The following is a 24,285-nucleotide window of genomic DNA, read 5'->3' as shown; positions in this document are numbered from 1 at the left end:
TCTTAATAAATATATTCCTCTTTGTTAGCCATCATATCATTGTAATCTTCTTTTGAACCTACAATCGTATTGTCATATTCTCTCATACCTGTTCCGGCAGGGATTCTATGTCCTACAATTACATTTTCTTTCAATCCTTCTAAGTAATCGATTTTACCTGCAACAGCAGCTTCGTTCAATACTTTAGTCGTTTCTTGGAAAGATGCGGCAGATATAAACGATTTCGTTTGAAGTGATGCTCTTGTAATACCTTGTAAAACTGGTGTTGCAGTTGCAGTAACAACATCACGAGCTACAACAAGATTTTTATCTGTACGTTTCAAAAGAGAGTTTTCATCACGCAACTCACGAGGCGTAATAATTTGTCCTTCTTTTAAAGCACTAGAATCTCCAGCATCTTCAACTACTTTCATACCATATAAGTTATCATTTTGAACGATAAAGTCTTTAGTGTGAATTAATTGATCTTCTAAGAATAAAGTATCACCTGGATCTTGCACTCTTACTTTACGCATCATTTGACGTATTACTACTTCAAAGTGTTTGTCGTTGATTTTTACCCCTTGTAAACGGTATACTTCTTGAATTTCATTAACCAAATACTGTTGAACAGCTGCTGGTCCTTGGATTCTTAAAATATCGTCCGGAGTAATTGCACCATCAGATAAAGGCACCCCTGCTCTTACGAAGTCATTTTCTTGAACTAGAATTTGGCTTGATAATTTAACCAAGTATTTTCTAACATCCCCAAATTTAGATTCGATAACAATCTCACGGTTTCCTCTTTTGATTTTTCCAAAAGAAACAACACCATCGATTTCAGAAACAACAGCTGGGTTTGAAGGATTACGAGCTTCTAACAACTCTGTAATTCTAGGTAAACCTCCTGTAATATCTCCTGATTTAGAAGAACGACGTGGAATTTTTACCAATACTTTACCTGCTTTAATTTTCTCACCGTTTTCAACCATCAAGTGGGCTCCAACTGGTAAGTTATAAGAACGAATTAATTCATTGTCTTTACCGTAAACCAATAAAGTTGGAATTAATTTTTTAGCTCTAGATTCAGAAATTACTTTTTCTTGGAAACCAGTTTGCTCATCAATTTCAACCATGAATGATTGACCTTGCTCTAAATCTTCGTAAGCAATTTTACCAGTAAACTCAGAAACGATAACTCCATTATATGGATCCCATTTACAAATCACGTCTCCTTTAACAACAGACTGACCGTCTTTAACGAAGATACTGGAACCGTAAGGAATATTATTTGTACTTAATAAGATACCAGTTCTTTCATCGATTAATTTCAATTCAGATGAACGAGATACTACAATATCAACTGCATTACCTTCACTATCTTCCCCTTTAACCGTTTTTAAATCTTCTATTTCTAGTTTACCATTAAATTTGGTAACAATACTAGACTCTTCAGATATACCACCCGCAACCCCACCAACGTGGAATGTACGTAATGTTAACTGTGTACCAGGTTCTCCAATAGATTGTGCTGCAATAACACCAACTGCTTCACCTCTTTGTGTCATTTTACCAGTAGCTAAATTTCTACCGTAACATTTTGCACAAATACCTTTCAACGCTTCACAAGTCAATGGAGAACGAACTTCAACTTTCTCGATAGGAGAAGCATCAATTGCTTTCATTATAACTTCAGTGATTTGCTGTCCAGATCTAACTAAAACTTCACTGGTTAAAGGATTAATTACATCTTGTAAAACAACACGTCCTAAAATTCTTTCTCCAAGAGATTCAACTATTTCCTCATTCTTTTTCAATGCTGAAACTTCAACACCTCTTAATGTACCACAATCTTCGATATTAACAATAACATCTTGAGATACATCATGCAATCTTCTTGTTAAATATCCTGCATCGGCCGTTTTCAAAGCTGTATCCGCAAGACCTTTACGCGCACCGTGAGTAGAGATAAAGTACTCAAGGATAGAAAGACCTTCTTTAAAGTTAGAAAGAATCGGGTTTTCAATAATTTCACCACCACCAGCAGTAGATTTTTTTGGCTTAGCCATCAAACCACGCATACCGGTTAACTGACGAATTTGTTCTTTGGAACCCCTCGCTCCAGAATCAAGCATCATATACACTGAGTTGAAACCTTGTTGGTCTTCTCTAATGTTTTTCATTGCTAACTCTGTAAGTTGAGCATTCGCTGAAGTCCATACATCAATAACTTGGTTGTAACGTTCGTTATTAGTGATAAGACCCATGTTATAATTAGCAGAAATACCTTGAACTTGTTCTCTGGCGTCTGCAATTAATTTTGGTTTTTGATCTGGAATTCTAATATCTCCAAGAGAGAATGACAAACCACCTTTGAAGGCAAATTTGTAACCCATGTCTTTCATGTTATCCAAGAAAGCCGCAGTTGTAGGTACATCAGTAGAACTCAAAACGTGACCGATAATGTCTCTAAGGTTTTTCTTAGTCAATACATCATTGATATATCCAGCTGCTTCCGGTACTACTTCATTAAATAATACACGACCCGCAGTTGTTTGGATAATTTGATACACTAATTCCCCAGCATCATTAAAATCTTTAGCTCTAATTTTCACACGAGCATTCAATTCTAATCTTCCTTCATTCAAAGCAATATTTACTTCTTCAGCAGAATAAAAAGTGATTCCTTCACCTAAAATCTTAAGCTCAGGAGTTGACAAACGTTCTTTGGTCATATAATATAGACCCAAAACCATATCCTGAGAAGGTACCGTAATTGGAGCTCCATTTGCAGGGTTCAGAATATTGTGAGAACCCAACATTAATAGTTGTGCTTCCAAAATAGCTTCTGGTCCTAAAGGCAAGTGAACTGCCATTTGATCCCCATCAAAATCCGCATTAAATGCAGTACAAACTAAAGGGTGCAATTGGATTGCTTTTCCTTCAATTAATTTTGGTTGGAATGCTTGGATACCTAATCTGTGCAAAGTAGGAGCACGATTCAGTAATATTGGGTGACCTTTGATTACATTTTCAAGGATATCCCAAACTACAGGCTCTTTCTTATCTATTATTTTCTTAGCTGATTTAACCGTTTTTACAATTCCTCTTTCTATCAATTTACGGATAACGAAAGGTTTGTACAATTCTGCTGCCATATCTTTTGGGATACCACATTCAGATAATTTCAATTCAGGCCCAACAACAATTACCGAACGAGCAGAATAATCCACACGTTTTCCAAGTAAATTTTGACGGAAACGCCCTTGTTTACCTTTAAGGGAATCAGATAATGATTTTAATGGTCTGTTTGATTCTGTTTTTACTGCAGAAGCTTTACGCGTATTATCGAAAAGTGAATCTACAGATTCCTGCAACATACGTTTTTCGTTTCTTAAGATAACTTCTGGAGCTTTAATCTCCATTAATCTTTTCAAACGGTTGTTACGGATGATTACACGACGGTATAAATCATTTAAATCTGAAGTTGCAAAACGACCTCCATCAAGTGGCACAAGTGGACGTAATTCTGGTGGAATAACTGGTACCACTTTCATAATCATCCATTCCGGACGATTCTCACGGTTCAAGTTAGACTCACGGAAAGATTCAACAACTTGTAATCTTTTTAATGCTTCAGTTTTACGTTGTTTAGACGTTTCATTGTTAGCATTATGTCTTAATTGGTAAGACAATTGATCCAAATCAATTCTTGCTAATAAGTCCATAATACACTCTGCTCCCATTTTGGCAACAAACTTATTAGGATCAAAATCATCAAGATACTGGTTGTCTGCAGGAAGAGTATCTAAAATATTTAAATATTCTTCTTCTGTCAAAAAGTCTAATCTTTGTACTGATTCACCTTCTGCATTTTTAGCAATACCTGCTTGGATTACTACGTATCTTTCGTAGTAGATAATCATATCTAATTTCTTAGATGGAAGTCCAAGTATGTAACCAATTTTATTAGGAAGAGAACGGAAATACCAGATGTGAGCAATTGGTACAACAAGATTGATGTGACCTACTCTGTCTCTACGTACTTTTTTCTCAGTTACTTCAACACCACAACGGTCACAGATGATTCCTTTGTAACGTATTCTTTTGTATTTACCACAAGCACATTCGAAATCTTTAACAGGTCCGAAAATACGTTCACAGAAAAGACCATCACGCTCAGGTTTGTGCGTTCTGTAGTTGATAGTTTCTGGCTTTAATACTTCACCTCTTGATTCTTTCAAGATAGATTCAGGAGAAGCAAGGCCTATTGAGATTTTATTAAACCTTTTTACAGGGTTTTTATCTTTATTATTATTATTTCTATTATTCATCATAGTTTTTACTATTGATTTATTTGCAATTAAAAATTGATTTTAGATTTATGATTACTTTTAACTATTAAGCGAATCGCTCAAAAAAAGATTTAAATCATTAAACTACTACCTCGAATTACTTCTCTAAACTTCAAATAAAAATTTTGAAGTGCTATTTATAAAACCTATTGGGTCTAAATAAAAAATCGGAACGGGTTACGGGTATAAATCCTAAAAACTTTTATAAATGCCAAAGTAGAGACGTTGCAATGCAACGCCTCTACCAGTGACAAATTATTATTTATTCTTCTAAACGAATGTCAAGTCCAAGACCTTTCAATTCATGCATCAATACATTGAATGATTCCGGTAATCCTGGTTCTGGCATAGATTCACCCTTAACGATTGCTTCGTAAGTTTTTGCTCTACCGATAACATCATCAGACTTCACGGTCAAGATTTCTCTAAGTGTACTTGATGCTCCATAAGCCTCAAGTGCCCAAACCTCCATCTCTCCAAAACGTTGACCTCCAAATTGAGCTTTACCTCCAAGTGGTTGTTGCGTAATCAACGAGTATGGACCTATAGAACGTGCGTGCATTTTATCGTCAACCATGTGTCCAAGTTTCAACATGTAGATAACTCCTACTGTTGCTGCTTGATGGAAACGTTCTCCTGTACCACCATCATATAAATGTGTATGTCCAAAACGTGGTATTCCAGCTTCATCAGTCAATTCATTGATTTGATCAAGAGTTGCTCCGTCAAAAATTGGTGTAGCAAATTTTCTACCCAAGTTTTGTCCTGCCCAACCAAGAACAGTTTCATAAATTTGACCAATGTTCATACGTGAAGGTACACCAAGTGGGTTCAACACGATATCAACTGGAGTTCCATCTTCAAGGAAAGGCATATCTTCATGACGAACGATACGAGCAACAATACCTTTGTTACCGTGACGTCCCGCCATTTTATCCCCAACTTTCAGTTTACGTTTTTTGGCAATATATACTTTCGCTAATTTCAAGATTCCTGCTGGCAATTCATCTCCAACTGTAATAGTGAATTTCTCTCTACGTAATGCCCCTTGTAAATCGTTCAATTTAATTTTATAGTTATGAATTAAATCATTAACCATTTTATTAGTTGCATCATCAGCAACCCATTGACCTTTACTTAAGTGAGCAAAATCTTCAACTGCATAAAGCATTTTTTGAGTGTATTTTTTACCTTTTGGTAAAACTTCTTCACCCAAATCATTCATTACACCTTGAGATGTTTTTCCGTTAACGATTAAGAAAAGTTTCTCTACTAATTTGTCTTTTAATTCAACAAATTTAGTTTCGAATTCCATTTCTAAAGCGCCTAAAGCATCTTTATCTTGAGTACGTTTGCGTTTATCTTTTACTGCTCTTGCGAACAATTTTTTGTCTAAAACAACACCATGTAAAGAAGGAGACGCTTTTAATGAAGCATCTTTTACATCACCTGCTTTGTCCCCGAAGATTGCACGAAGCAATTTCTCTTCCGGAGTAGGATCCGATTCCCCCTTTGGAGTAATTTTTCCGATAAGAATGTCACCAGGTTTAACCTCGGCTCCAATTCTGATCATTCCGTTTTCATCTAAATCTTTAGTAGCTTCTTCAGAAACGTTTGGTATATCATTCGTTAATTCTTCGTTACCTAATTTAGTATCTCTAACTTCTAATGAATAATCATCAACGTGAATAGAGGTAAAAATATCGTCACGAACTACTTTTTCAGAAATTACAATCGCATCCTCAAAGTTGTAACCTTTCCATGGCATAAATGCAACTTTCAGGTTTCTACCTAAAGCTAATTCACCATTTTGAGTAGCATAACCTTCTGACAATACTTGTCCAGGAACCACTCTATCCCCTTTTCTTACGATAGGTTTTAGATTGATACTTGTACCTTGATTGGTTTTTCTAAATTTAATTAGATTGTATGTTTTTTCATCAGGCTCAAAACTTACCATTCTTTCTTCCTCAGAACGATCGTATTTGATAGTGATAATATTTGCATCTACATATTCAATAACTCCATCTCCTTCAGCATTAATCAACACTCTGGAATCAGAAGCTACTTGACGCTCTAAACCAGTTCCAACAATTGGAGCTTCAGGACGAATTAATGGTACGGCCTGACGCATCATGTTAGATCCCATCAAGGCTCTATTCGCATCATCATGTTCTAAGAAAGGAATCAAAGAAGCTGAGATAGAAGCAATTTGGTTTGGCGCAACATCGGTATAATCTACTCTTGTTGGTTCAATTACCGGGAAATCACCTTCTTGACGTGCAATTACGTCTTCGGCAGTAATTTTTCCAGTAGCATCCATTTGAATGTTTGCCTGAGCAATCATCATTCCTTCTTCTTCTTCTGCGCTTAAATAAACTGGAGTAGACACTAAATCTACAGTTCCATTAGTTACTTTACGGTAAGGTGTTTCGATGAAACCCATTCCGTTTACTTTAGCATAAACACCAAGAGATGAAATCAAACCAATGTTTGGTCCCTCTGGAGTTTCAATTGGGCATAAACGTCCGTAATGTGTATAGTGAACGTCACGTACCTCAAAACCTGCTCTTTCTCTCGAAAGTCCACCTGGTCCTAGTGCAGATAATCTTCTTTTGTGTGTAATCTCGGCAAGTGGATTCGTTTGATCCATAAACTGAGACAACTGGTTTGTTCCAAAGAAAGAGTTGATAACAGATGATAATGTTTTAGCATTAATCAAATCTATTGGTGTAAACACCTCGTTATCTCTAACGTTCATACGCTCTCTAATAGTTCTAGCCATACGAGCTAAACCAACACCGAATTGTTGAGACAATTGTTCTCCAACTGTTCTAACACGACGGTTTGATAAGTGATCAATATCATCAATCTCTGCTTTAGAGTTGATCAATTCAATCAAATATTTTACAATGGTAATGATATCTTCTTTGGTAAGCACTTGCTTTTCCATTGGAATATCTAAACCAAGTTTTTTGTTCATTCTATAACGACCTACTTCACCTAAGTTGTAACGTTGGTCAGAGAAGAATAATTTATCTATAATACCACGAGCAGTTTCTTCATCAGGCGGTTCTGCGTTACGCAATTGTCTGTAAATATGCTCAACAGCTTCTTTTTCAGAGTTTGTCGGATCTTTTTGTAACGTATTGTGAATGATGGCATAATCACCTTGATTAGCATCTTCTTTATGCAACAAAATAGATTTAACGTTAGAATCGATGATTTCCTCCACATTATCTTTGTCGATAATTGTATCTCTATCAAGGATTATTTCGTTACGTTCGATAGAAACTACTTCACCAGTATCTTCATCTACGAAATCTTCATGCCATGTATTCAATACACGGGCAGCTAATTTTCTACCGACATATTTTTTAAGACCTGTTTTAGAAACCTTAATTTCTTCAGCAAGATCAAAAATTTCCAGAATATCTTTATCTCTTTCAAAACCAATTGCTCTAAAAAGAGTGGTAACTGGTAATTTTTTCTTTCTATCGATATAAGCATACATTACGCTATTAATATCTGTAGAAAATTCTATCCAAGAACCTTTAAAAGGAATTACTCTGGCAGAATACAATTTTGTACCATTTGCATGGAATGATTGACCAAAGAAAACACCCGGCGATCTGTGTAATTGAGATACAACTACACGCTCAGCACCATTAATAACAAAGGTACCGCTTGGTGTCATATAAGGAATTGTACCAAGATATACATCCTGAACAATTGTTTCAAAATCTTCGTGTTCTGGATCTGTACAATATAGTTTTAACCTTGCTTTTAAGGGCACACTATAAGTAAGACCTCTTTCTATACATTCTTGAATTGTGTAACGTGGTGGATCTACAAAATAATCAAGGAATTCCAATACGAAGTTATTTCTTGTATCAGTAATTGGGAAATTTTCCATGAAGGTATTGTAAAGCCCTTCGTCGCCTCTTTCGTCAGATTTAGTTTCTAATTGAAAAAAATCTTTAAACGATTTAACCTGAACATCTAGAAAATCCGGATAATCAGGAATATTTTTTGTTGAGGCAAAATTCAATCTTTCAGTCTGATTTGTTATCATCAATGGACAAAATTTTGATTAAAAAAAAAGTAAAATAAACGTATAAATTTATTATACGAAAAATGGTTTAGGTCTTTGGATGTGTATCCAAGACCTAAACCTAGTTCTCAAAACCGAGTTTAACTATTTAAGCTCAACTACAGCTCCAGCTTCTTCTAAAGATTTTTTAAGCCCTTCAGCTTCTTCTTTAGAAACACCTTCTTTAACGTTGCTTGGTGCGCTATCTACTACATCTTTAGCTTCTTTCAAACCTAAACCTGTAAGTTCTTTTACTAATTTTACAACAGCTAATTTAGAAGCACCAGCTTCTTTTAATACAACTGTAAATTCAGTTTGAACATCTTCAACAGCAGCGTCTCCACCACCTGAAACTACTACTGCAGCAGCAGCTGGTTCGATACCGTACTCGTCTTTTAATATTGTTGCTAATTCGTTAACTTCTTTTACTGTTAGGTTAACTAATTGTTCTGCGAATTGTTTCAAATCTGCCATTTTTTCTATCGTTTTAAAATGATTTGTAAAAATATAATTTATTTATTGTGCGCTTTTTTTTTAATAAAAACTAGAGTAAATCTCTATTTTTTATTATGCTTCCACTTCTTCTGTAGCCTCTTCGCTTTTTGCGAATTGGTTTTGAAGAGCAGAAATAACTCTTTGTGCTGGTGACTGCAATAATCCAATAAGTTCGCCAATAAGCTCTTCTTTAGATTTAATAGTTGCTAATGCATCTAATTGATCGTCTCCAATATAAATTTCAGCGTTAATATAAGCTCCTTTTAATACAGGTTTAGCTGATTTTTTTCTGAAATCTTTTATTATTTTACCAGGAGCGTTTGCTATGTCAGAAATGAATATAGCGCTATTACCAGTCAAAACTGAAGGTAAATCTCCATAATCATTAGCTGAAGCTTCCATTGCTTTTGCAAGCAAAGTGTTTTTAACTACTTCTAATTTTATACCTGCTTTAAAGCAAGCTCTTCTCAAGTTTGAAGTTGTTTCTGCATTCAGTCCAGAAATATCAGATACATAAACAATGTTTGTACCAGCTAACTGTGCAGTTAAAACTTCAATCGCGATTGATTTTTCTTCTCTAGTCATACTAAAAATTTTTAACTACCAATTATACTGCTTTAGGATCCAAAGCAATTGCAGGACTCATAGTGCTAGTTAGGTAAATACTTTTGATGTATGTTCCTTTAGCAGCAGTTGGTTTAAGTTTGATTAATGTTTGAATAATTTCGTGTGCATTGTCAACAATTTGCTCAGTTCCAAATGAAATTTTACCAATTCCTGCATGCACAATACCAGTTTTATCAACTTTAAAGTCAATTTTACCAGCTTTAACCTCTTGAACAGCTTTTGCAACATCCATAGTTACAGTACCTGTTTTAGGGTTTGGCATTAAACCTCTAGGTCCTAAAATACGACCTAATGGACCTAATTTACCCATAACAGAAGGCATTGTGATAATTACATCAACATCTGTCCAACCGTCTTTAATTTTTTGTAAATAATCGTCAAGACCTACATAGTCTGCACCAGCTGCTAAAGCTTCCGCTTCTTTATCTGGAGTAACCAATGCCAATACTTTAACGTCTTTACCAGTTCCATGAGGTAATGTCACCACACCTCTAACCATTTGATTCGCTTTTCTTGGATCTACGCCCAAACGAACTGCGATATCAACAGACTCATCAAATTTTGCAGAAGCAACTACTTTTATCAATGCCGCAGCATCTTTAAGAGAATATAGTTTGTTCTTTTCAATTTTTGAAGCAGCCTCTTTTTGCTTTTTTGTCAATTTTGCCATGTCTTTCTCTTAATTAAAAAGGAGCGTCTCCTGATACAGTTATACCCATAGATCTAGCTGTTCCAGCAACCATACTCATTGCAGACTCCATAGTGAATGCATTTAAGTCTGGCATCTTGTCTTCAGCAATAGCTCTAATTTGTTCCCAAGTAACACTAGCTACTTTTTTACGATTAGGCTCACCAGAACCAGATTTTAGCTTTGCAGCTTCCATTAACTGAACGGCTGCAGGAGGAGTTTTTACAACAAAATCAAAAGATTTGTCTTTATACACAGTAATTTGTACTGGGCATATTTTGCCGGGCTTATCTTGAGTTCTAGCATTAAATTGCTTACAGAATTCCATGATGTTTACCCCAGCAGCTCCTAAAGCAGGTCCAACCGGTGGCGACGGGTTCGCAGCACCTCCCTTAACTTGTAGTTTAACTACTTTACTAATTTCTTTAGCCATTTTTTAAAAAATTTAACACTACAATCATTGGAAGCGATTGTAATGGATATTATAGATGTAACAAAAAATTATACTTTTTCAACTTGCATAAAACTTAACTCCAATGGTGTTTTTCTTCCGAAAATTTTCACCATAACTTCTAGTTTACGCTTTTCTTCATTTATTTTTTCAACTGTTCCATTGAAACCATTGAAAGGCCCATCAACAACCTTAATAGTCTCACCAATATTGAAAGGTATAGAACGAGTATCTGTATTTACAGCCAACTCATCTACTTTACCTAACATTCTGTTAACTTCAGAAAGTCTTAATGGTACAGGCTCACCGCCTTTGATTTCACCTAAAAAACCAATAACACTTGTTATAGACTTAATAATATGAGGTATTTCACCTATTAGATTTGCTTCAATCATAACATAACCAGGAAAATAAACTTTATCCTTGATTATTTTTTTTCCTTCTTTTACAGTAACTACTTTCTCAGTAGGAACCAGAACTTGCGAAACATAATCACCCATTCCTAATCTTGCGATTTCGGTTTCGATGTATGCTTTCACTTTATTTTCTTGTCCGCTTACCGCTCTAACTACATACCACTTTTTAATATTATTATCTGCCATAACAAAAAAATTATGCTTTTATCCAGTTAAAAAATCCAGCCAAAGCTTTTGCGAAAATTTCATCTACTCCCCAAGTTGCCAAAGCGAATAATACCGAAAAAACAGCAACAACAATCGTTAGACGTTGCACCTCAGCCCAAGCCGGCCAAGTTACATTTGACTTTAATTCTTCAAATGCTTCTGATATGTAATTAACAACTTTTGTCATTATGATTTAGTTTATTTGCACGGGCGGAGGGATTCGAACCCCCATCAACGGTTTTGGAGACCGCTATTCTACCCTTGAACTACGCCCGTTTATTAAAAACCAGTAACAACCCAAGGCGTTACTGGTTTTAAAAATTATTTTATAGGATTAAGCTACAATCTCAGTTACCTGACCTGCACCTACTGTTCTACCACCTTCACGGATAGCGAAACGTAAACCAACATTTAATGCAATTGCACTAAGCAATACAACATCAATAGTTAAGTTATCCCCAGGCATAACCATCTCTACACCTGCTGGCAAAGTAATGATACCTGTTACATCCGTTGTACGTACGTAAAACTGCGGACGGTAGTTATTATGAAATGGTGTGTGACGACCACCTTCTTCTTTTTTCAAGATATAAACCTCAGCTTTAAAAGTAGCGTGTGGTTTAACTGAACCTGGTTTACAAATAACCATTCCTCTTTTGATGTCTTCTTTTTGAATACCTCTTAAAAGAATACCTACATTATCTCCAGCTTCTCCTCTATCAAGGATTTTACGGAACATCTCAACTCCTGTAATAGTAGAAGTCAATTTTTCAGCTCCCATACCAATGATCTCAACTGCATCTCCAGTATTAGCAACACCTGTTTCGATACGACCTGTAGCAACAGTTCCACGACCAGTGATTGAGAATACATCTTCAACAGGCATCAAGAAAGGTTTTGCAACGTCTCTTACCGGCTCTTCGATCCAAGCATCAACAGCTGCCATTAATTCAAGAATTTTTGGCACCCAAACTGGATCATTATTCAATCCACCTAAAGCTGAACCCTGAACAACAGGACCATTATCTCCATCATATTCATAGAAAGATAACAAGTCTCTGATTTCCATCTCAACTAATTCAAGTAATTCCTCATCATCAACCATATCCACTTTATTCATGAATACAACCATTCTAGGAATACCTACCTGACGACCTAAAAGGATATGCTCACGTGTTTGCGGCATTGGTCCATCAGTAGCAGCAACAACTAAAATAGCACCATCCATTTGAGCAGCACCTGTAACCATGTTCTTTACGTAATCCGCGTGACCTGGACAGTCAACGTGAGCGTAATGACGATTAGCAGTTTCATACTCAACGTGAGATGTATTAATTGTAATACCTCTTTCTTTTTCTTCTGGAGCATTATCAATTTGATCAAATGATTTTGCTTGACAGTAACCTGCATCAGACAATACTTTTGTAATTGCCGCAGTTAATGTCGTTTTTCCGTGATCCACGTGCCCAATTGTTCCAATGTTTAAGTGGGGCTTGTTACGGTTAAAATTTTCCTTTGCCATTTTACTTAATTTTTAATCTTAGTTATATATTAATTTCTATTTCCTACTTACTTGAGCCAATGTCGGGAATTGAACCCGAGACCTCTTCCTTACCAAGGAAGCACTCTACCCCTGAGCTACACCGGCAGAGAAATCTTCATTTCCAGTTCAATATTTCAAATTTACTAAAACTCGAAACTCTTAAACTTTATTTTGTGGGGAGAGCAGGATTCGAACCTGCGAAGTTTACACAGCAGATTTACAGTCTGCCCTCGTTGGCCGCTTGAGTATCTCCCCTTAACCATTAATTATCAATATTTCAAAAAAAGAGCCGGTGGAGGGACTTCCCTCGACTTCGCTCGGGATAAACTTCTCGTCCTTTCGGATTTTAAAGAATCTTCCTGCAAAGCATCGACATTAACTTTTTAGAGCCGGTGGAGGGACTCGAACCCACGACCTGCTGATTACAAATCAGCTGCTCTAGCCAACTGAGCTACACTGGCATTATCAATAAAAAAAGTCCGCTATTTCTAACGGACTGCAAATGTAGAGATTTTATCTCTCATTCAAAACATTTTTTTAAAAAAATTTATATTAAATGTGCGAACTTATTTTTTCTTTCCTTTTCACCAACAATCGTTCTAAAGATTCCGCACAAAGTTCCACTGCTTCTTCAAAAATTTTACACTGCTTTTTAACTACAAAATCATCTCCAGGGACATTAATTTTTATCTCGGCAATTTTATTCTCCTTATCACTTGTCTTTTCAACTTTCAAAAAAACATCTGCCGAGACTACTTTATCGTAATATTTTTCCAATTTGTCCATTCTTTCTTGAACAAAATCTACTAGCTTTTTGTCAACAGTAAAGTTAACTGCATGAACATTTACCTTCATAATCATTATTTTTTAATAGTTAAACATTTCCGAATTACTTCTGATTCCTTGGATGCGCATCTTCATATACTTTTTTTAGCTCTGATAAACTATTGTGTGTGTATATTTGCGTTGATGCCAGACTAGAATGTCCCAATAATTCTTTCACTGAATTCAAATCGGCTCCATTATTTAATAGGTGAGTAGCAAACGTGTGTCGCAATATATGTGGACTTTTTTTTACTTTCTCGGAGACAGCACTAAAGTAAGAATTTATTAATCGATACACAAAGGAATCATTTAATTTTAACCCTTTTTTTGTGAGAAAAAAATAATCACTATCTACAATAGATAACAAGCACGCCCTCTCTTTTAAGTATAAAGAAAATTGATCTATTATTATCGGCAAAATCGGCAATATCCGCTCCTTATTCCTTTTTCCCAACACTTTGACCGTACTGCTAGATAAATTGACATTAACTACTTTTAAATGAATCAACTCCGTTCTTCGCATACCGGTAGTATAAAACAAATCAACTATAAGTTTATTTCTTATTTCCTCGAAACCTACTGGATTTTGCATATGACTTAACGCATCTACAACTTCTTTTTCAGAAAACGGGATTTGTAATATCTTAGGAGTCTTTAATGCTTTGTGCTTCAATAGCGGACTAACTTCTATTTGTTTTGTTTTTAACAGAAATTTGTAAAATGCTTTTAAGGATGCAATTTTTCTATTGACTGAGGTATTTGATATATTATCATCAACAAGAGAAACAATCCAACTTCTTATTTGACTATAATTAACATGTTCTACATCCTCTTGATCGAAATGAATAGTATTGAATGATTCAAAAGAAGTAATGTCATTGCAATACGCTGTAACGGTATGTGAAGAATATTTTTTCTCCAACTGCAGATAATCCCGAAATGCATCTTTATTATTAGCCATAAAAAAACCGTTAGCATCAAAGTTATAAAACTTTTAATGACTAACGGTACTTTATTTTAATAGATATTGACTAACTCTCTAAGTTATCTCTCATATTTTGGATATAAGCCGCTTTTTGAATTTTGATTCTATTTGTAACTGAAGGCTTAATAAAAGCAGTACGTGCTCTTAATTGACGAACAGTTCCTGTTTTATCAAATTTTCTTTTGTAGCGTTTTAACGCTCTATCGATATTTTCTCCGTCTTTAATTGGTATAATTAACATAATATAGACACCCCCTTTCTTTAAGTGTGCAAAAGTAAACATTATTTTGAATTACGAGTCATGAATTATGGATTATTTTCGGGCGTGCCGGCGGACACCACTTTTGTTGTCATCAAAACATCTTTTCATCCGCCGTCAGGCTGTCCGTTGCAAGTCCTCATTGCATTCCGGGCTTTCCTCTTCCATCCTTCACGCAAAAAAAAGAGCCAATCTACAATTTAATGTGTCTTGACTCTTTATTCTATTTTTTAATTTCAAAAACTATTCCTTCAACAAATTTCTCGAAATCACTATTTTTTGAATCTCTGTAGTTCCTTCACCAATGGTACATAATTTAGAATCTCTATAGAATTTCTCCACTGGATAATCTTTGATATAACCATACCCCCCGTGAATTTGCACCGCTTCATTAGCGACTTTCACACACACTTCCGAAGCAAACATTTTAGCCATAGCTCCCATCGTAGTCACCGGTCTGTGTTCTTGTTTCAAGAAAGCTGCTTTGTGTAATAACAATTCCGAAGCTTCAATTTCAGTTGCCATATCAGCTAACTTGAATGAAATTCCTTGAAATTCACAAATTGGCTGTCCAAACTGATGTCTTTCTTTCGAATATTTCAATGCCGCTTCATAAGCTCCTTTGGCAATTCCTAATGACAATGCTCCAATGGATATTCTTCCACCATCCAAAATTTTCATCGCTTGAATAAAACCTTGCCCTACTTCCCCTAATCTGTTAGCATCAGGAATACGACAATTATCAAATATCAATTCAGCAGTTTCACTGGCGCGCATTCCTAATTTATTTTCTTTTTTTCCAGAGGTAAAACCCGGCATTCCTTTTTCGAAAACAAAAGCAGTCATTCCTTTCGAATCTCCTTTTTCACCTGTACGAACAATTACAACAGCGATATCTCCGGAAATGGCATGCGTAATAAAATTCTTAGCTCCATTAACAATCCAGAAATCCCCCTCTTTTTTTGCAGTAGTATTCATTCCACCAGCATCCGATCCCGTATTGTGCTCTGTCAATCCCCAAGCACCTATATGTTCTGCGGTGGCTAATTTAGGAATCCATCTTTTCTTTTGCTCTTCGTTTCCAAATGTCAAAATATGATTGGTACATAAAGAATTATGTGCCGCAACAGACAACCCAATCGACGGATCTACTTTTGATATTTCTTCTATAATAGTAATGTATTCATGATATCCTAATCCAGAACCTCCGAGTTCTTCTGGCACCAAAACACCCATAAAACCCATTTCACCTAATTTTTTAAATAATGGCACGGGAAATGTTTGTGCTTCATCCCACTCCATTATATTTGGGCGAATTTCTTTTTCAGCAAAATCTCTTATAGATTGTGCAATCATCGATTGTGTTTCGTTGTAGTCAAAGTTCATTGTAATACTGTTTTATTTTAAAAGTCCAAATATAAGTCAATTATTTTTGCTTTATCAACAGGAAATCCCTTAATTTTTATTAAATCCTCAATATTATTAATATCTCCTTTCATACTTCTATAGGTCACAATTTCTTTTGCTAGAGCATATCTAAAATAAGAAAACTGAGAAAGTTCCTTTAATGATGCATTATTAATATCTATCTTCTTGAAATTCGGGAGCACTGAGACTTTAAAATGAGCATTCAAATTTTCAATAACTTCGGGAGATAATCCCCAAACATCTTTCATTTGTTCCATCGAAACAAAACCTCCTAAACTTTCTTTTTGTTTTAAAATCCGCAAAGAAATGACCTCGCCTATCCCATAAATTTTTATCAAATCTTCTTGAGTTGCCTGATTGATATCGATTAAAACAATTTTCTCTTTTTTGGCGAAAGCCTGATTTGAATAATTTTTATACGCTTTGAATTCTTTTTTATTGTTCACCCATTCCGGGAATTTAAAATAAGGAGCTATAGCATTTAATAATGAATCAGAAATTTTAGTCACATTTTGAAATTCTTTTGGAGAATTCACATATTTATTTTCTTTTCTAAAAGAAAGCAACCTATCTATTTCTTCAACAGACATTCCAAGTTTATATCCTTTATAATCTGTAATAAAATTAGGATTGAAGAGATACATTTTAGGAAGTTCCGCTTGATTCTCCGTTTTCATGGAATCAATTTGAGATTGTAGTGAAAGCCACTTTTGTTTCTCTGGATAATTTTTTGCTACAACACTAAAATCAACAAAAAAATAAATCAATTGTAAAACAATTATAATCCCAAACAACAATAAAATACCATTGCGTTGCTCACGAGAAAATTTAAAATAAGTAACTATCGTTCTGAAATCCATTATTTTAATTTGATTAAAAAAACTTATTTTAATAGCTAAAAATAAGAAAACTATTTAAATTTAAAAATATAATAAAAATCAATTCAATTTGCATTTTCTTAATGAAAGTTTCACAACTTTAAAATAAGAATTTAAAAAAATATAGTTAAATTTTTTACACAATTCACAAAAACAAGTCGTTAAAATAATTATTATGTATTTATTGAAATATTGTTAGTTTTTTTTTATTTTAAAAGTTTATTTAAATTATTGTTTTTATTTTTTATAAAAAAGAATACATTTGGAGCTTAATAACAAACAAAACCATATAACCCATGTCAATTTGGAAAACTAAACCACTGTCGGTATTGCTAAATGAAGCATCAGAATCTGAAAAAGGATTAAAAAGGACTTTGTCCTCACGTTCACTAGTAGCACTTGGAGTTGGAGCAATTATTGGAGCAGGATTATTTTCATTAACAGGTATTGCAGCAGCGGAACACGCAGGTCCTGCAGTTACACTCTCCTTTGTTTTAGCCGCCGTAGGATGTGCTTTTGCAGGACTTTGCTATGCAGAGTTTGCATCAATGATACCTGTAGCAGGAAGTGCCTATACGTATTCCTATGCAACTATGGGAGAATTTATGGCTTGGATTATTGGCTGGGATTTAGTTCTTGAATATGCATTAGGAGCCGCTACGGTAGGTGTAAGCTGGTCGCGATATTTACTCGAATTATTAAATAAATACGGTATTCACCTCCCCCATAATTTGATTTGTTCACCCTGGGAAACGTTAAAATTAAGTGACGGAACTATTATAGAAGGCGGAATGATAAACCTTCCAGCAATTTTTATAGTTTCCATGTTATCGTTATTGCTGATAAGAGGAACTAAAGAATCTGCATCTATAAATAACATACTCGTTATTGTAAAAGTAATCGTAGTTATTATGTTTATTGTTTTAGGTTGGAGTTTTATTGACACTGCAAACTACACACCATACATCCCTGAAAACACAGGCGTTTTTGGAGAGTTTGGATGGTCAGGAATTGCTGCCGGTGCAGGAACCGTTTTCTTTGCTTTTATTGGTTTTGATGCCGTATCTACAGCAGCTCAAGAAGCAAAAAACCCACAGAAAGGGATGCCAATTGGTATTTTAGGATCATTGGTAATTTGCACCATACTTTATGTATTATTTGCACACGTAATGACAGGACTTGTTCCTTATAATGAATTTGCCGGTGATGCTAAACCAGCTGCAACAGCATTTGCCAGAACTGGGTATACCTTTTTGCAAACAGGTTTGATTATAGCTATTTTAGCCGGTTATACTTCTGTAATGTTGGTAATGTTAATGGGACAAAGTCGTGTTTTCTACACGATGAGTAAAGATGGTTTATTACCTTCATTCTTCAGCGAAATTCACGCTAAATTCCGTACCCCATGGAAAACAAATATTTTCTTCATGATTTTTGTGAGTCTTTTTGCTGGGTTTGTACCTGTAAGTGATTTGGGTCATATGGTAAGTATTGGAACATTATTAGCATTCGTTTTAGTTTGTATTGGAGTATTGGTAATGCGTAAAAGAATGCCAGATGCACCAAGATCATTCCGTACGCCTTTAGTACCATTTGTACCTATTGCCGGTATTGTAATCTGTTTAGCTTTAATGTATTCATTGCCTAACGAAAGCTGGGCAAGACTAGTTGTATGGATGGCATTAGGTGTTGTTATCTATTTTGTATATGGAAAGAAAAATAGTAAATTAAACAATCCAGATAAATAAATTTCTATCCTAATTTAAAAAGGGATTATAAAGTATTTCAAGTACTTTATAATCCCTTTTTAAATTTATATTATTTTTACAAATCAAAAACTGAGGTACGTTTCGCTCGAATTAAATCCTTCAGACGAATCCAGAAGGCCAATGTCAAATAAACCGCAAACCACAATCCAACGGTAACAAACGACAAGTAGATAAAAAATAATCGTACACTACTGGCACGCATCCCTAATGTATCAGCCAAACGGGAAGAAACATGGAAACCGTGTTTCTCAAAAAAAAACTTGAGTTTTATAATTACTGACATTCTTTAGCTTATTTATTGAATTGGTTATTTCGTTTATCCGAAAAACAAATTTACAACATTACAGCATTCTCCAGTAAACAAATCCAAAAATAACTGAATCAACTTTTTTTCAACAATTCCATGCCAACAGCACATTCTAAACATTTGCTTTTATTACAATACTCATTTTTGAGTTGTAACAAAGATTGAGTTTCAAAAGCACTTTTTGATTGTATACCGAAAGAACTAAATTTATCTATAACCGCATTTTTCTCTGGAGCAACTTCATTTAAAAGGCGTATTAAATCCTCAGAAATTTCTTTTCCCTGACTTTTTGCGAAAGCAAACTGAAGTGGAATTATAGTATTTATAACAATCAAATCGATGAAAGATTTAGAAAGCGGTTTCTTTTTCTTCGGGCTTTCTTTGTCAAATTGATAATGATTTAACCAATATTCAGAAGCGGACACTTGGAAAACTTCATAAATATCTTTTAATGAATTTAATGTACTTATTTTCGAAAATAAATTTTGCTGACTGTGGTATAAATTAGCCAATTGAGAAAGTCGTATCGTTGGAAAATTATCAGGACGATGCTTGAAAAACTGAACGGGCTCTATACAACTTTTCTCCATTTGATATTTGTGGAGCAAATAGAAATACCTGAATTTTAAATCTTTGAAATAATTATCTTCCTTTTCAGAATCCAACAAACCAGCATTCCCAAAAATTAATGCTTCCAGATTCTCCACTTCAAAACTTTCTTTTCTTATGATTGAAAAAGGAATGGATCGGGCAATTTTCAAAAAGATTTCCCCATTCGTATTTAAACCAAAATTCTTGGCTAAAAGACAAAATAAAACGGCTTCCCAATCTTGACTGGTTTGTTCCAATAAATCAAATATAGGTTGGGATTTCCTTTCTAAACGTTCAAAAAACAAACGTTCTTGCCAGTTTTTTAAAGTAAATTCATCTATGTTTATCAGTTGTTTTTCACAAAAAATCCATGATTTTGGGGACATTAAAGATTGGTAATTTTCAACAGTCTCTTTTTCTACATATTTTTTTAATTCCAAAACCGGAATTTCAGTATTATCACTTCTAAAAATCCCCGCATCATGTTCCCAAACTACATGTAGAATTACGTTTTCATACCCTGTATCTCTTTCGTGATGATGCACGTACCAATCAGAAGATTTGAGATGAATTTCGACGTTTCCAGCCCATTTTTGATCACCAATAGTAATTTGAGCATTGAAAAAATCAGGACCTGCCAATTCAAGGTATTGCCCTACATTGGCAATTGTGATTTCCTCATCGTTAAACGTTTTTAAATTCAAAGTATCAAACTTCTTGAATTTCCAGAGATAATGGAGGAAATCTTCTTTCATATTTTTTTCAGATAATAGAGTATAGACTTGGAGACAATAGACTTCTAAAGTAAGAAAAAAAACAGAAATGAAAGAAATTTATCGCAATAAATACAATTTGGCGCAAGCCCGAGCATCAGATAAAGCTTCATGATGATTTAATTGTATTTTCATTTCCCTACAACAATCGCTTAATTTTGTTGGTTTCAACCCTTTGGCTTTGTAAATTTTCACGGTGCATTCCCAACGAGGCGCCAAATTTAAATCAGCATAATCCAAATTATAAAGTGCCATTGATTTAGCAAGAACATTTCTATCGAAACTCTCATTATGAGCTACAACAACCCTGTTTTGCAGCCGTTTTTGAATTTCAGGATACACTTGTGCAAATGATTTTGCATTTACTGTATCACGTGGATAAATTCCGTGAACTTGAATGGTAAAAGGAGAATATAGATTATTTGGCGGCTTGATTAAACTGACAAATTCATCTACAATTATTCCGTTTTCTACGGTGACAATACCTACAGAGCAAGGATGGAATGCTGTTGCGGTTTCAAAATCTATGGCGGTGAAAGTCAATTTGATTTCAGATTTAGGATTGCTTCGCCAGTTCGCCTTACAGGCTCGTGTAACGATTTTTGATTTCAGATTTACAAAAATACTATCAATTATACAAGTTCAAAGCATTCAACAACTTTTTTTTCATTTCGTCTTGTAAACTTTTGGGTTCTAAAACTTTTAGCTCTTTACAAATCGATTCTATTGAAAGTTATCGTATCTACAAATTATAGCTTAAATTTAAAAACACTTCCTTCAAGCAATTTCTCTTCTTTCGATATTCCTTTTTAGAAAAGAAGTCAGACTTTAAATCGATACCTCTAAATTTTCATTAACCGCTTTCTTAAAATCTAAATCATTTTGATTGTTGTACAATGGTAATCCAAATAAAACATAATCCTTATTTTCGGCTTTTAGGATTTTTTTTGTTCCGTATTTATGAGAAATTTGCTTTAAAAATTCTTCTTTCCATTTACTATCATCGTTTGAAATTCTATCGCCGCCTTTTGGCTCTATAAATACTTGGTAATACAATTCTTTTTTAGGCGATTTCAGAAACAATAAAAAATCAGGTTGAAAACCCCTGCCTTTTTCAAAATCATAAATTTTATATACTTCTTCGTTTCTTAACAAGAATACTTTTTCGTATTTGTTTTCGAAATTCCCCATTGTATCTTTCAAAAACGAAATCAGGTTTCTTTCTTCGCTAGTTCCGCTAAAACCATTATAAACATACCAATCCTTGTCTTTTAATTCGTTTTCTAAATTAACATTCTCTGGTTCTTCAACAATTGATTTTTCTTTGTACCAAACATCCATTGCTGCGAATGGTTTTAATTCAAATTCTGAACCGATATAAGGATTTGAAATGAATTGAATTTCATTTGATATTTTTTCAAAAAAACGAATTAAGGCATTTAATTGCTCGATATTCGAAACATCATCTAAACTGACAACCGTTTTTGGAACAATCAACTTTATAGGAAATTGCCCTAAAAGTTTATCTTCTAAAATCTCATCAATGGAATTTATACTTAATTCTTCTTTTAGTTTATTGAATCTTAATATCGAATTACTTCTTTTTGCTATGCTATTTATGGCTTTCCAAATGATGTGTCTTTCGAAGTTTTTCAGTTTTAATGATAATGTTTTACTATCAGATGTACCTTGTTTAAAGCGAGTCTTATCCTCTTTTTCTTCAAGATTTACAGTAGTTTCATTAATTCTAAAAGTATCTAATTTATATTCAAAATCAAATGTAAATTTTATTTCATCTAATGTAGATTTTCGCTTATTTGGATTTGGTGGACGGCTGTTACAATAGAGTTGCATTTTATTGTAAAAGTCTCTATTATCTTCAATAAACGTTTTTTTTAGTTCATATTTTTTTAATATTTTGTCTTTTTCAGGTAATAAATTTTGACGCTTTAATTCATCCTTTAATTCATTTATATACTTTTCGTCATTATCGCTATGAAAAAAAAACTCTTCTAAAACACGTAAATCGTGGTTTAATAAATTATCGAATTTTCGCTTATTCTTTTCTTTCTCTTCAAATTCAAATGGATAATAGCGAACACCTCGCCCAATTAATTGAACTTCTGCTGTGGTTGCTTTACCAGCTTTTCTTCCACCTGTTTCACTCTTACCGCTATCTCTTCCTTCATACATCCTAACAATATCATAAAGATTTAAAACATCCCAACCTTCTGTAAGTCTTTGTACGGTAAAAATGGCTCTAATATGATTGTTTTTATCCTCAAGACTGTTTAACAATCTTTCTGTTTCGGCTTCGGTTTTTTCAATTGTTTTTGTACCTTTTTTAGAATTGGTAATAATACAATTTCTGTCGACAAATGCGCCTTGCAGGTATTTAATAATATGATTTGTCGTCAACTTATTTTCGAGCATATACCGTTTAATATCAATGATTCGGCTTTGACCTTTTTTGTATAGTTCCGTAATATTAAAAAGTGCTTCTTCATCAAATTCATTCAAAAAATTAAAATCTTCGGTTGTTAAATCTTTGATTAAATTAATGAAAAATTCAAAATCTTCTTGCGAATTATTTTCTTGGTCTTTGTCAATGTATTTACTCCTAAAAAGTATAACGGGTTTGAAATTAGGAATATTATATTTTAGCGCAATTTCATTTCTGTACCAATTAAATAACAAGGCTTGCAAAACTCTTTTTCGTTTGCTAAAAGAACTCGAAACCAAATTAATCTCTTTGGTGTATCCTGCTTTTAGAAAATCTTTTAAATCAAATTTTGCTATTGTTTTGGGTACATATTTTTCTTTTACATCAATATTATCTGGAACCGTTGCTGTAAATTCGACAAGCACATTTTGGTTAGATAAATTTTGTTCCTTTTTACCTTTATTTAAAATTAGTTGAATAACAGTATGTTCCCAACTTTTTTCTACTTGGTCTTGACTTGCTTTTTCGGACAATTCAAAAACCGTATCCATTTCTAACTGTTGTCCTTTTTTCTTTTTGGTTGTTGCATTCAAATGATGAGCTTCATCGCCAAGCATAATAATGTCGTCTTTTTGCAATTGTTCTAAAAACAAAGAATCTTCTTTTACTTTATAAACTGAATTGTGAAGTGCGTGAATTGTTGTAAAAACGATTTGAATATCATCATCATAATTTGAGAATGTATCTACTTTTTTTATATTTACTATCGTATCATCAATAACAATATTAGTCTGAAATAAATATTTGTTATGTAGCGGATTGGTTAAATTGTCTTCTGTTTTGCCAACTATGTTGTTTTGATTTACAAAAAAGATGAACTTGTTTTTCCCTTGTTTGTAATAATATAAAATTACAGCTGCCATCAACAAGGTTTTCCCTGTCCCAGTAGCCATATTAAAAAGCAAATGAGTTGGATTTTTATCTTCTTCATATTCTTTTATAACCGCATAATCTAAAAAGTTAAGCAAGGCGCTTTCCTGCCACTTGAAAAGTGGAAATTTTAAATTATCCGTGATGTAATTCGGAATGTTAGAATAAGGCAAACGATATTCTCTTTGCTTTTCTGCTATTTCTTGATAAAGATATTTTTCTGGAAATAAACTCATAATAATG

General features: G+C 34.0%; 19 protein-coding genes and 4 tRNA genes. 1 reads left to right on the top strand and 22 read right to left on the bottom strand.

Features of this window, described 5'->3' with window-relative positions:
* Positions 1–2: 2 nt before the first annotated feature.
* From rpoC to ACNO7W_RS03825, 18 genes are all read right to left on the bottom strand, one after another.
* Positions 3–4,316 (bottom strand): DNA-directed RNA polymerase subunit beta', encoded by a 4,314-nt coding sequence (gene rpoC, locus ACNO7W_RS03910; protein WP_417937099.1) that lies wholly within the window; start codon positions 4,314–4,316, stop codon positions 3–5.
* A gap of 280 nt (positions 4,317–4,596) precedes the next feature.
* Positions 4,597–8,409 carry a DNA-directed RNA polymerase subunit beta gene (gene rpoB / locus ACNO7W_RS03905; protein ID WP_417937098.1) on the bottom strand — a complete coding sequence of 1,271 codons (3,813 nt, stop codon included), beginning with the start codon at positions 8,407–8,409 and terminating at the stop codon, positions 4,597–4,599.
* 123 nt (positions 8,410–8,532) lie between these two features.
* Positions 8,533–8,901, bottom strand: a complete 369-nt coding sequence (gene rplL, locus ACNO7W_RS03900) for a 50S ribosomal protein L7/L12 (RefSeq protein WP_143386191.1) — start codon at positions 8,899–8,901, stop codon at positions 8,533–8,535.
* Positions 8,902–8,994: 93 nt separating this feature from the next.
* Positions 8,995–9,507, bottom strand: a complete 513-nt coding sequence (rplJ, locus tag ACNO7W_RS03895) for a 50S ribosomal protein L10 (RefSeq protein WP_073203487.1) — start codon at positions 9,505–9,507, stop codon at positions 8,995–8,997.
* 22 nt (positions 9,508–9,529) lie between these two features.
* Positions 9,530–10,219 (bottom strand): 50S ribosomal protein L1, encoded by a 690-nt coding sequence (gene rplA, locus ACNO7W_RS03890; RefSeq protein ID WP_143386190.1) that lies wholly within the window; start codon positions 10,217–10,219, stop codon positions 9,530–9,532.
* 13 nt (positions 10,220–10,232) lie between these two features.
* Positions 10,233–10,670, bottom strand: coding sequence for a 50S ribosomal protein L11 (gene rplK / locus ACNO7W_RS03885; RefSeq protein WP_066082293.1), 438 nt, complete (start codon positions 10,668–10,670; stop codon positions 10,233–10,235).
* A 68-nt stretch (positions 10,671–10,738) separates the two neighbouring features.
* Positions 10,739–11,290, bottom strand: a complete 552-nt coding sequence (nusG, locus tag ACNO7W_RS03880; protein ID WP_039109060.1) for a transcription termination/antitermination protein NusG — start codon at positions 11,288–11,290, stop codon at positions 10,739–10,741.
* A 10-nt stretch (positions 11,291–11,300) separates the two neighbouring features.
* Positions 11,301–11,498 (bottom strand): preprotein translocase subunit SecE, encoded by a 198-nt coding sequence (secE, locus tag ACNO7W_RS03875; RefSeq protein ID WP_039109059.1) that lies wholly within the window; start codon positions 11,496–11,498, stop codon positions 11,301–11,303.
* Between the two features lie 18 nt (positions 11,499–11,516).
* A tRNA-Trp gene (locus ACNO7W_RS03870) sits at positions 11,517–11,587 on the bottom strand.
* 58 nt (positions 11,588–11,645) lie between these two features.
* Positions 11,646–12,833, bottom strand: coding sequence for an elongation factor Tu (gene tuf, locus ACNO7W_RS03865; protein WP_417937097.1), 1,188 nt, complete (start codon positions 12,831–12,833; stop codon positions 11,646–11,648).
* A 54-nt stretch (positions 12,834–12,887) separates the two neighbouring features.
* Positions 12,888–12,959, bottom strand: a tRNA-Thr gene (locus tag ACNO7W_RS03860).
* Between the two features lie 69 nt (positions 12,960–13,028).
* Positions 13,029–13,109, bottom strand: a tRNA-Tyr gene (locus ACNO7W_RS03855).
* 132 nt (positions 13,110–13,241) lie between these two features.
* A tRNA-Thr gene (locus ACNO7W_RS03850) sits at positions 13,242–13,315 on the bottom strand.
* A 91-nt stretch (positions 13,316–13,406) separates the two neighbouring features.
* Entirely contained in the window at positions 13,407–13,709 is a 303-nt protein-coding gene (hpf, locus tag ACNO7W_RS03845) for a ribosome hibernation-promoting factor, HPF/YfiA family (protein WP_143386188.1), read from the bottom strand.
* 34 nt (positions 13,710–13,743) lie between these two features.
* Entirely contained in the window at positions 13,744–14,640 is an 897-nt protein-coding gene (locus ACNO7W_RS03840) for a tyrosine-type recombinase/integrase (protein WP_417937096.1), read from the bottom strand.
* A gap of 70 nt (positions 14,641–14,710) precedes the next feature.
* Positions 14,711–14,905 (bottom strand): 30S ribosomal protein S21, encoded by a 195-nt coding sequence (rpsU, locus tag ACNO7W_RS03835; RefSeq protein ID WP_035670421.1) that lies wholly within the window; start codon positions 14,903–14,905, stop codon positions 14,711–14,713.
* A 261-nt stretch (positions 14,906–15,166) separates the two neighbouring features.
* On the bottom strand, positions 15,167–16,309 hold the full coding sequence (locus ACNO7W_RS03830; protein WP_417937095.1) for an acyl-CoA dehydrogenase family protein: 1,143 nt from the start codon (positions 16,307–16,309) through the stop codon (positions 15,167–15,169).
* Between the two features lie 17 nt (positions 16,310–16,326).
* Positions 16,327–17,211, bottom strand: coding sequence for a ComEA family DNA-binding protein (locus tag ACNO7W_RS03825; RefSeq protein ID WP_417937094.1), 885 nt, complete (start codon positions 17,209–17,211; stop codon positions 16,327–16,329).
* A gap of 314 nt (positions 17,212–17,525) precedes the next feature.
* On the opposite strand from ACNO7W_RS03825, the gene ACNO7W_RS03820 reads away from it, so the two are divergent.
* A complete protein-coding gene (locus ACNO7W_RS03820; protein WP_417937093.1) occupies positions 17,526–18,977 on the top strand; it encodes an amino acid permease in 1,452 nt (483 codons plus the stop codon).
* 76 nt (positions 18,978–19,053) lie between these two features.
* Here the strand turns inward: ACNO7W_RS03820 and ACNO7W_RS03815 are convergent, their stop codons facing one another.
* The 4 genes from ACNO7W_RS03815 to ACNO7W_RS03800 all read right to left on the bottom strand — a co-directional run bounded on the left by ACNO7W_RS03815 (position 19,054) and on the right by ACNO7W_RS03800 (position 24,278).
* Positions 19,054–19,281, bottom strand: a complete 228-nt coding sequence (locus ACNO7W_RS03815) for a PspC domain-containing protein (protein ID WP_131916712.1) — start codon at positions 19,279–19,281, stop codon at positions 19,054–19,056.
* 98 nt (positions 19,282–19,379) lie between these two features.
* Positions 19,380–20,651, bottom strand: a complete 1,272-nt coding sequence (locus tag ACNO7W_RS03810) for a DUF2851 family protein (protein ID WP_417937092.1) — start codon at positions 20,649–20,651, stop codon at positions 19,380–19,382.
* A 78-nt stretch (positions 20,652–20,729) separates the two neighbouring features.
* A complete protein-coding gene (locus ACNO7W_RS03805) occupies positions 20,730–21,212 on the bottom strand; it encodes a 3'-5' exonuclease (RefSeq protein WP_417937091.1) in 483 nt (160 codons plus the stop codon).
* 285 nt (positions 21,213–21,497) lie between these two features.
* Positions 21,498–24,278 (bottom strand): DEAD/DEAH box helicase family protein, encoded by a 2,781-nt coding sequence (locus ACNO7W_RS03800; RefSeq protein ID WP_417937090.1) that lies wholly within the window; start codon positions 24,276–24,278, stop codon positions 21,498–21,500.
* Positions 24,279–24,285: the final 7 nt, after the last annotated feature.

This window comes from Flavobacterium sp. ZB4R12 (genome assembly GCF_048276375.1).
Taxonomy (GTDB): Bacteria; Bacteroidota; Bacteroidia; order Flavobacteriales; family Flavobacteriaceae; genus Flavobacterium; species Flavobacterium gawalongense.
Note: the sequence above shows the minus strand (reverse complement) of the source record. Positions and strands in the feature narration are given on the sequence as shown.